This window comes from Streptococcus sp. NLAE-zl-C503, assembly GCF_900104285.1.
Taxonomy (GTDB): Bacteria; Bacillota; Bacilli; order Lactobacillales; family Streptococcaceae; genus Streptococcus.
Map to the genome: position 1 here is coordinate 1 of NZ_FNJT01000011.1, position 9,488 is coordinate 9,488.

Annotated in this window: 8 protein-coding genes and 2 pseudogenes; 9 read left to right on the plus strand and 1 reads right to left on the minus strand. The window is 36.3% G+C overall.

Annotation, left to right across the window (positions count from 1 at the left end; translation table 11 throughout):
* A pseudogene (locus BLS46_RS09590) lies at nt 1-299 on the minus strand (IS3 family transposase); the annotation flags it as partial.
* A gap of 782 nt (nt 300-1,081) precedes the next feature.
* Here BLS46_RS09590 and BLS46_RS09595 point away from each other — a divergent pair.
* The 9 genes and pseudogenes from BLS46_RS09595 to BLS46_RS09635 form a co-directional block, all read left to right on the plus strand.
* Nucleotides 1,082-1,372 (plus strand): WXG100 family type VII secretion target, encoded by a 291-nt coding sequence (locus tag BLS46_RS09595; protein WP_038804232.1) that lies wholly within the window; start codon nt 1,082-1,084, stop codon nt 1,370-1,372.
* Between the two features lie 46 nt (nt 1,373-1,418).
* Nucleotides 1,419-1,904: a hypothetical protein gene (locus BLS46_RS09600; RefSeq protein ID WP_038804231.1), complete on the plus strand. Its 486-nt coding sequence runs from the start codon at nt 1,419-1,421 to the stop codon at nt 1,902-1,904.
* A complete protein-coding gene (locus BLS46_RS09605; protein ID WP_009013811.1) occupies nt 1,867-2,124 on the plus strand; it encodes a hypothetical protein in 258 nt (85 codons plus the stop codon). Before BLS46_RS09600 ends, BLS46_RS09605 begins: the two co-directional genes overlap by 38 nt.
* A 9-nt stretch (nt 2,125-2,133) precedes the next feature.
* Nucleotides 2,134-3,333: a type VII secretion protein EssB gene (gene essB / locus BLS46_RS09610; RefSeq protein WP_038804230.1), complete on the plus strand. Its 1,200-nt coding sequence runs from the start codon at nt 2,134-2,136 to the stop codon at nt 3,331-3,333.
* A complete protein-coding gene (essC, locus tag BLS46_RS09615) occupies nt 3,334-7,767 on the plus strand; it encodes a type VII secretion protein EssC (protein ID WP_093587219.1) in 4,434 nt (1,477 codons plus the stop codon).
* 183 nt (nt 7,768-7,950) lie between these two features.
* Nucleotides 7,951-8,346: a YwqH-like family protein gene (locus tag BLS46_RS09620; RefSeq protein WP_093587221.1), complete on the plus strand. Its 396-nt coding sequence runs from the start codon at nt 7,951-7,953 to the stop codon at nt 8,344-8,346.
* Between the two features lie 7 nt (nt 8,347-8,353).
* Nucleotides 8,354-8,653: a variable surface protein mvspG gene (locus BLS46_RS09625; RefSeq protein WP_093587223.1), complete on the plus strand. Its 300-nt coding sequence runs from the start codon at nt 8,354-8,356 to the stop codon at nt 8,651-8,653.
* Nucleotides 8,650-9,303 carry a DUF4176 domain-containing protein gene (locus tag BLS46_RS09630; RefSeq protein WP_093587225.1) on the plus strand — a complete coding sequence of 218 codons (654 nt, stop codon included), beginning with the start codon at nt 8,650-8,652 and terminating at the stop codon, nt 9,301-9,303. The genes BLS46_RS09625 and BLS46_RS09630 overlap by 4 nt, the downstream gene beginning before the upstream one ends.
* Nucleotides 9,293-9,488: pseudogene (locus BLS46_RS09635) on the plus strand (virulence protein); the annotation flags it as partial. The gene BLS46_RS09630 and the pseudogene BLS46_RS09635, both read left to right, overlap by 11 nt.

Genomic DNA, 9,488 nt, shown 5'->3' on the forward strand with positions numbered 1-9,488 from the left:
CCTCTTGTTTTCTCAACAATAGTATACGCGTTTTTCTTGTATTTCGCTAGCCAGTTAAGAAGTATCGTACGACTTGGGAGACCGTATTCAAGAGAAACTCTATCTTTAGTCCAGCCTTCATGTAAGACTTTATTAATCATTTCTTGTTTTAATTCAGGAGAATAGTAACGATCAATCAATTTAATCATGTATATAAGATTAGAATTGTTTATCCCAAATTTATTTGAAAGCTTCTCTAAGCTATATCCTTGTTTTCTAAGTTCATAGATCTGAACTTTATCTTCATAACTCAATTTCATAATAAAAACACCCCAAAAGTTAGATTTTTTCTGTCTAACTTTTGGGGTGCAGTTCATATTGTCTAGAGCGTTTTTGTGTTGTTTAAGAAAATTAGATGTTGGTTTTAGATAACTACACATTTCAGATTTTTTAAACAAGATTTAATTGTTGATAACTAGAAAGGATTATTATGTTTGCAAAAAACAAATTTCAATACTGTATTTACAATCATGAGAGACTAGAACTTCATGAGCTTCAAAAGGAATATCAAAAGGATAAAGCTGGGACAAAACTTAAGTATGAAAACCAATTGTTCGCAATCCTTCATGGATAGAGCGCAAGTTGTTCTCGATAGCTCGAAGATCAGCTTGATGTATTATTCTTTCAGCCATAATATCCCCCTTGTTAATGATTTCTAAATTAATTAGACAAAATTTGGCCATAGAATATTCTTATCTTAAAGAAGTAATTATATACTGAAAAACAGGCCGCAATTACACATGATTCAGATAAAATATACCAGAATTATTTTAGTTTCTTCTTAATAGTAATAAGAAAATCATAATTGATACTTTAATTCAACATACTATGAAATGAGAATATGAAGTTTTCTATGAGGAAAATGTGCACTTGATTTGACATTTTAGGGCGTATGAAAACTTTGAATACAGGTTTCTTTCTATCTAAATGTTTTTGCAGATACTTTTTTTGTACAAATTTGTATTACGAGTGTGTAACTGATAGACAGACACTAAAATATATGATAAACTAAAGTAGGAAAAAATTTAAAAGGAGAATCCTTATGTCAGCAATTAGTTTAACTCCAGAACAGTTACAATCTCAGGCGGCAATTTATCTTAGTGCTAAAGATCAAATTGAACAAGCAGTACAAACCGTTAATCGAACAAATGGAGAAATGGCATCACAATGGAAAGGACAAGCATTTAATGCTTACCTTGAGCAATACAACCAGTTGTATACACATGTTCAAAAATTCGAGGAGCTTCTAGTGAGCATCAACCAACAATTGAACAACTATGCTCAAACAGTAGCTGAACGTGACCAACAAGATGCACAAAGCTTTGGTTTGTAGTTGATTTTGAGGAGCGTCAGGGAAACTTGACGCTTATTTTTATACCATGATGAAGAAAATTAAAAAGCACCTATTAATTCTTTGTATCGTATTTCCTGTGCTAGTTTATGCAGACGATGGTAGCTTAAAACTTGATACAGATATCATTACAAATAGTACACAGGACACGGTCAAAAATAGGATAGAATCCAAATATGCCCCAAATTTATTTTTAAATCGTACCCAAAAGGTTGTGGATCAGAGAACTCAAACAACAAAAGAACTTTTACAGGGGGCAGAGCATACTATATTTACCGATAGTGAAAATCATTCTATTTATCGTTTAGAAACTACTGTCGTTCAAACATCATTATTCAATCAATACACCATAGAGGAGAAGTCCTCTTTTAAGCAAAGGGATTATTCAATTCTTAAGGATTGGATGGGAAATGTATTTACAAGTGTTTTCTTGCTGTTTATGGTTTTGTTGGGAGTCTATCTAGGAAGGAAATGGCATGGATTACGGAAAAATAAAGTTAACTCTAGAGTATAGAGCAAAACAAATAGATATTCGAGTTTCAAAAGCTCTTACTTGGTTAAGATTAGAAGAATTATTAAAAGATACCAAAGTTAGAGAACAGTTGAATTTACCTCTAAATAGTTCGTTTTGTTTCAAAGTTAGAAATAAACAAATTCATATCGAGACAACGGACATCTTGGCTGCTTATCCAGTTAGTGATGGGGATTATATAGAGATTGAAGATGTATCATAGGAGAAAAAAATGTTTGAAGCAGATCAACTACAATTTGTGAGAGAAGACAACCAAATATCAGTTCAAATTTCTTCATCAGGTTATCATAGAGAACAACTTGAATTGATTAAAGAATACTGTCCAGTAGAAATAGTTCAAAAAGATGGAGTTCTTTCTTTGAATTATATTATTCCCGAGTATTTTAAAACAGTTAAGGAAGAAATTTTAAATAGAAGTACGGAGCTTGAGCGTTTTAGTTTGGCACAAAACATGTCGGCATTAGTTCATTCTGAAAATGATTATAAAATTCCATATATCCATCCTGGGAACATCATTGTTTTTGGCAGTAATGTACAAATGTTACATTATGGAATCGAAAAATTACTTGCACCACAGCAGTATAGTTCGGAATTCTATTTAGAGTCTTATAAAGCTTTAATGATTTCTATTTTACTACCTAAGGTAGATTTTGACTTAGTCATCCATGGGATTGATGCAATAAAGGAAAAGGTAGCACAGGATATTATTCCCTTAGGGAGTGTAGCTGATGTTAATAAATATATTGCAGAAAAGTATGCAAAATTATCAGAAGAGAGTTCAAAAGCTAATTTGTTGGTGAACAAGAAAAAATGGAAGGCTTTGTTAATAGGGGGAGCCTTGCTTGCTACAACCACAGTGATTTTAAGTTTTGCCACTTATAAGTCTATGTTTAAAGACGGCCCCCTAAAATCATCAGTCATTATGGCCCAATCAAATTTCATGCGAAAAGACTATTCTGAAACAGTTGAATCATTAAAAAATTATGGTGCAGAATCATTGCCAAAAGAAGCTAAGTATATCTTAGCAGCAAGCTATGTCCGTTTAGATAGTTTGAGCGATAAGCAAAAGGAAGTTATTTTAAATACGATTACAGAATCAACAGATGATACAATTTTCTATTATTGGATTTATCTTGGACGTGGAAAATTTGAAAAAGCTCTAGATGTGGCACAAAATATCGGGGACACACAATTGATTTTACACGCTTATACAAATCTATATGAATCAGTTAAAGCAGATATCAATATGAACGGTTCTGAAAAACAAAAGAAACTTGAAGAATATGAAAAGAAAATAAAAGAACTTTCTGCTGAGATTGGAGAAGCGACTACAAATAGTAGTGACACAAAAGCATCTACTGAGACAACAACTCCTAAGGACAACCAAACAAAAGAAAAGAGTGAGCGATAAATGAAGGCAAAAAAGCTAGAATATGATCATCAACTGGGAGACCAATTAGGAGAACTTCATAAACCTATTTATACCTTGTTGATTGAACAAGAAAAATTGGAAAAAATTGATTTGTTTGAAGGACAAGAGGTAAGAGTAGGTACTAACGAGTATACAGTAGAAGGCAGAAGAGTCTATCGAAACGGTAAGGAATTAGAAAGAGGAAAATCTACCTTTGATAAAGAAACTGTAACCTTATTGGTTCCTGAAGAGGATATTTTTGTCACTTATATTTTTCCGCCACAACGATTTATTTGTAGCAAGAAAGAATCAGCTGACATTAGTTGGTCAATTTCAAACCAACTTTTTTTCTCAAATAATCAAGTACAGGTTACACTTGGGGAATCTCCGGTTTATCTAAATAACCGTCTTATCAAAGAGGAAGGGCTTTATCCGTTTGAAGTGGGAAACCGAATGAAGGTTTCTAACTATTTTATAGAAAAAAGAAAGAACCAGTGGAAGATTGGATGTCTTTTTGAAGAACCACAATTGAATAAGAATCGAATTCTGATACAAGAAAAAAACAATGAGTATCCGATGGATTTTCCAGAGTATAGAAGGAGTCCGAGAGTCAACCCTATTATCCATAGTGGGAAAATCATTATCAATCAACCTCCACAGCCGATAAAGCCACCAAAAAACTCGCTCATTCGAGCAATTGTTCCAGCTTTAGGGATGTTTACTTTAACTGCATTTAGTTCAATTTGGACAAAAGGGAATCCTGTAATGATGCTAGGGATGGGTGGTTTTAGCCTCCTGACGGCAGCGACAACTATGAGTCAGTATTTTGAGGAGAGAAAGGATACCAAAGAACAGGAAAAAAATCGGATTCAAGATTACGAAGCATATTTATTAAAACAAGTATCCGACTTAGAAAGATACTACAAAGAAGAAACTAATATTCTACATTACAATCAACCGTCAATATCAACCATTACTGAGCTGATTGCAAAGTATGATTCTAGAATTTATGAGCGAATGGACTATAATGAAGATTTCTTACAGGTGTCTTTAGGATTAGGAGATAAATTAAGTCAGCTAGAGTTGCAAACAAATTTTGATGAGCAAAGTAAAGATGAAATATCGCAGTTTGCTCGAACAGTCTTGCAAGACTACAGTTTGCAAAAGAAAGTTCCGATCACGGTTAATATCTTTGAAGCGACAGTTGGTCTTGTTGGAAACAGTGAAGTAACTAGGACAGCTGTGTATAATATGCTTTTACAGATGGCAATGTTCCATAGCTACTTAGATGTTAATTTTATCAATCTGGTTCAAGAACTGAGATATGAGAAGGATTGGTCTGAGTGGCGCTTTCTCCCACATTTTAATATGCAGGAGCGAAATATTCGTGGTTTTGTTCATGATGCCAGAAGCCGTGATGCTGTTCTAAATTCGCTTTACCGTATTATTCAAAAACGTTCTCAAATTAAACGTGAAATGGGGGAAAAAGATGCACGCTTTAAACCTCATTATGTCTTAACGATTATGGATGACTCCCATTTACTTGGCCATAGTTTGAATGAGTATCTAGCCAAGGATTTGACAGAGTTGGGTGTAACAGTCATTTGGGTGAAAGAGGCACGTCGTCTTTTGCCAGAAACTATCACAACTCTGATTGAATATAAGAATCAAAATCTAGGTCAAATCATTAATGATGAAGGTGCCTATAGTGCTCAAACCTTTATTCCCCACCCGCTGTTGGATTGCTATGAAGATTCTATCCGTACTTTAGCAAATCTAAAACACATGGAAGTAGAGAAGAATACGATTCCAAAATCCGTTACTTTTTTGGAACTCTATCAAGTCAGAGAAGTTGAAGAGTTACAGGTTGCGACTAGATGGTCCAAAGCGGATACTTTTAAAACGTTAGCAGTGCCATTAGGATTGCGTGGGAAAGATGACCAGGTGGAACTCAACTTACATGAACGTGCACATGGACCGCATGGTCTTGTAGCAGGAACTACTGGTTCAGGTAAATCGGAGATTCTTCAGTCGTATATATTATCCATGGCTGTAAATTTTAGTCCAGAGGATGTTGGATTTCTTACGATTGACTTCAAGGGTGGTGGGATGGCGAATCTTTTTAAAGATCTACCACATATGCTTGGGTCTATTACTAACTTAGATGGCGCGGCTAGTGCGCGTGCCTTAGCTTCTATCAAAGCAGAGTTACAAAAACGCCAACGACTATTTAATCAATTTGGTGTCAACCATATTAATGGATACACTAAATTATATAAGGAAGGGCAAAAATCTACTGACAAATCAGGCTATCCAGACAAACCATTACCTCATCTGTTCCTGATTAGTGATGAGTTTGCTGAATTGAAAGAACATGAACCAGAATTTATGACAGAGCTGGTTTCGACAGCCCGTATCGGACGTTCGCTTGGGGTCCATCTAATTCTTGCTACACAAAAGCCATCAGGTGTCGTGAATGATCAAATATGGTCAAACTCTCGTTTCAAACTAGCTTTGAAAGTGTCAGATGAGTCTGATTCAAATGAAATTATCAAAACACCAGATGCAGCGAGTATTACTGAACCAGGGCGTGCCTACTTACAAGTAGGAAATAACGAAATCTATGAGTTGTTCCAGTCTGCTTGGAGTGGTGCACATTATGCCCCGCAAATAGAGGGAGTTCAAGAAGTTGTTGATGAACGAATCTGGTTGATAAATGACTTAGGACAATATGAATTGCTATCTGATGACCTATCTAAGGATGAAAATTATACTGCTGATCAGACGGAAGAAATCACGGAACTCTCAGCTGTTGTAAACTATATAGCAAGAGTGAGCAAGACTGTACCTCTCAACCTGCCAGATAAACCGTGGTTAGAACCACTAGAGACAGCTATCATATCCCCTCAAACAGATATTCACTGGACCGATGAAAAAGTATTGGCCGTTCCCTTTGCTCGAATGGATATTCCGACAGAGCAACGTCAAAAGGATTATCATTTTGATTTGGAAAAAATGGGGCATACAGTTTTCTATGGTTCACCTGGTTTTGGGAAATCCCTAGCTCTTCAAACTCTAGTGTTAAATCTCGCTCGTTTGAATACTCCAGAGCAAGTACAAATCAATTTATTTGACTTTGGGACAAACGGCCTCTTGCCACTAAAAGATTTACCTCATGTAGTTGATTTGACAAGGTTTGATGAAGAAGAAAAACTGGTTAAGTTTTTAAAACGTATTGACCAAGAGTTGAAGATTCGCAAGGAGAAGTTTGCCCTCCATAATGTAGCAAGTCTTTCCCAATACGAACAAAAATCAGGTGAGAAACTCCCTGCTATTCTTACTATTTTTGACGGCTTTGATACTATAAAAGATACACCGCTAGAAGAGGCTATTGAAAGTATGATTAACCGCCTCCTACGTGAGGGAGCGAGTCTTGGATGCTATGTGATTTTGACAGCACTTCGTTCAAATAGCCTTAAAATCAGTATGTCAAGTAATATCACCTCGCGCTTGGCCTTTTACCTGGTTGATGAAGGAGCTTCTAAGGAAATTATCGGACGCGATGCTTTAATTCAACAAGAAATTTTTGGTCGTGCCCAGTTGAAAGAAGATATCCCTTATGCCATTCAGGTTTATCTCCCGATAAGTGGAGAAGGGGACATTGAGCGCCTATATAACTTGGAAGAAGAAGTCAAGTTGATTGCAAGAAGCTGGACAGGAGTTTGCCCAGAACCAATCCCAATGTTGCCAAATGAAGTGACGCTTGATGAATTTAAACAATCAGCTACAGTTCAAGAGATGCTGAAACAAGGTCAAATCCCAATCGGATATGATAAAGAAACGACTAAGGTAGTAGGGTTTAATCCTAAAGAACATGGCTATTTTGTCATTATGGATGACACGCCACAGCAAACGGAACTACTCGAAGCAGTGTTATTGATGGCATTTGAAAATTTGAATGGGCAAGCTCAACGTATTCTTTTTGATATTGATGGACGTCTTGCAAATCCAGATAGTTTTGATTCAATCATCTTGTTAAATAACTTTAGTACAGCTTTAACAGATCTTGTTAGTGAAATTGAACGAAGACTACATGGTGGCTATAATCAAATGATGTTTGTTTACATGCCAGACATTCATACCGTAAATGAAAAAATGTTACTTTCTGCAAATGTGTTAGAAACGATTATCAAAAATGCCTCTAAAGCGGGAGTTTACTTTATTTTCCATGGCTATCAGAAAAATATCGAAAGTAAATTTGATGAATTTAGTAAGAGATTACGTGCAAATATGCCAGCAGGTATATTTGGTACTAGATTTATGGACCAAGGAATGATTAAAGGTAAGTCAAATTACAAAGAAACTCTTCTAGAAGTCGATGAAACACACTTCTTTGTTGGAAGAGAAGTTTGCAGAATTAAGTTACCAAGATAACATCAGCAATCCTTCACGCTTGAACTTGATAAGAGCCTTTCCCCAAAAGTTGACTAGAGAACTTCTCACTTTTGGGGATTGATTCAAAGGGAGTAAGTTTAATCATAAGGATATGTATATGGGTTGTTGATTCTAAGCAAAATATGCTAAAATGAAGTACAGTTTATAAAAAGGAGAAGGGAAATGGGGTCGTATTATAAACAAATTGCGGCTAGATTTCGTCGACAAGCTGCTGAAGCTCAAAGAGAAAAAAGTGTAGTTGACGGGAAAATATCTAGATTAAGAAAAGCTAGCAGTAGTTTAGCAAGTGAGATACAGTCTATTGATAATCGTGCAAGATCTTTAGGTCAGATTCTTCCTTTAGATTCCTCTAGTTTTAAGGGGAGTCGTCAGCAAGATTTTGAAGGGTATTTTTATAATTTAGGAACCAATATTACTAATTTTCGAGATAGCCATAACAATAATAAAACAGCTATTGAGGATAAGATTCGGAGTCTGGAAACACAATCAAGTGATCTTCAGTCTGCAATAGCATCTTATTATCATCAGGCTCGTGTCTATGAATATATGGAGGATTAGGGAGAAAATGGTAGATACAGGTGTAAATCAATCCAGTTGGAACACTATTACAAGAGATGTTTCTACTTCAACTACAGGAATCGGTAAACTAAGTGATATGCGGTTTAGTCGCACAGATCTTACCCCTTTTACCACTTTTAATGACGTTTTGGAGCACTTTAACAAGTCTATTGTTACTTTGAAAAATTTTACCAACTCAGATGCTCTAAAAATGGAACAAGCAGGACAGAATAAGATAGATGATGACGCGCATGAAGCAGGAGCTATCGCAGCAGGAGCTATTGCATCAGGAGGGTTGCTACCATGAAGGAAGAACAAATGATTTTATTCGCCCGCGCTTTGTCTAGATGTAATCTATCTGAAAAGGAGCAGGAAGTATTGACAGCGGTAGCGATGACCTTATCAGGACATCCGGATGTTTTTAGGGCCTGTTATATAGCTTTTATGAATGACGAACCTAGTTATCATTATCATCCAATGATAGGGGCGCCGTTGGAGTTTTTCTATGAAAAAGAACTCGTGCGGATTCGTCGTCTCCAGGAAGAAGTCACCTTACCTCGTTCGCTTTTTATCCAGTATGCTTCCTATGTGGATCTCTGCTTAAGTCGTATCTATCCTTTGGGTAGTGTTGTCGAACTTGATCGTGAACTTCTTCCTAAGGACTTGGTTGAGTCATTTGAAAGCGAACAGATGGACTTTTTTGTAGTTCTTTCAGGTCGTCGAGTTGATTTGGCAAACGGACATTATGTGGACTACATCGGTCATGGCTATCCATTTGGATTACGCTTTGACACCTCCCCTTTGTTTTTAAGCAATCTCTTGATCAAGAGAGTAGTATCAGAAGGGTATTCGGATACCGTGGATGAACACTACTGCCAAGAAGCTCTGCGTAAGGACTATCTAGACGCAGGACTGATTTCCAGTGTTTACGCAGAGGAGGAAGTGAATGAAGATTGATGTATCCGAAGTTCGAGTTCAAAAAGAGTTGTTAGTTATTTCGGTAAATAGTATCAAGGAGCAGCTATCTGTTTCGAGAAGCCGTCTATCAGAGGTCGTTTCAACCGATAGCCTCAAAGGAGCAGTGAAGGATGCCATTAACCAGAAGGTGACCAACTATCAAATACCACTGGTTGATAACTATG

Excerpts from the sequence above, each read along its gene's own strand:
- BLS46_RS09625 (WP_093587223.1), top strand. The coding sequence starts at position 8,354 with ATGGTAGATACAGGTGTAAATCAATCCAGTTGGAACACTATTACAAGA.
- BLS46_RS09595 (WP_038804232.1), top strand. The coding sequence starts at position 1,082 with ATGTCAGCAATTAGTTTAACTCCAGAACAGTTACAATCTCAGGCGGCA.
- essB (WP_038804230.1), top strand. The coding sequence starts at position 2,134 with ATGTTTGAAGCAGATCAACTACAATTTGTGAGAGAAGACAACCAAATA.
- BLS46_RS09620 (WP_093587221.1), top strand. The coding sequence starts at position 7,951 with ATGGGGTCGTATTATAAACAAATTGCGGCTAGATTTCGTCGACAAGCT.
- BLS46_RS09600 (WP_038804231.1), top strand. The coding sequence starts at position 1,419 with ATGATGAAGAAAATTAAAAAGCACCTATTAATTCTTTGTATCGTATTT.
- BLS46_RS09630 (WP_093587225.1), top strand. The coding sequence starts at position 8,650 with ATGAAGGAAGAACAAATGATTTTATTCGCCCGCGCTTTGTCTAGATGT.
- BLS46_RS09605 (WP_009013811.1), top strand. The coding sequence starts at position 1,867 with ATGGATTACGGAAAAATAAAGTTAACTCTAGAGTATAGAGCAAAACAA.
- essC (WP_093587219.1), top strand. The coding sequence starts at position 3,334 with ATGAAGGCAAAAAAGCTAGAATATGATCATCAACTGGGAGACCAATTA.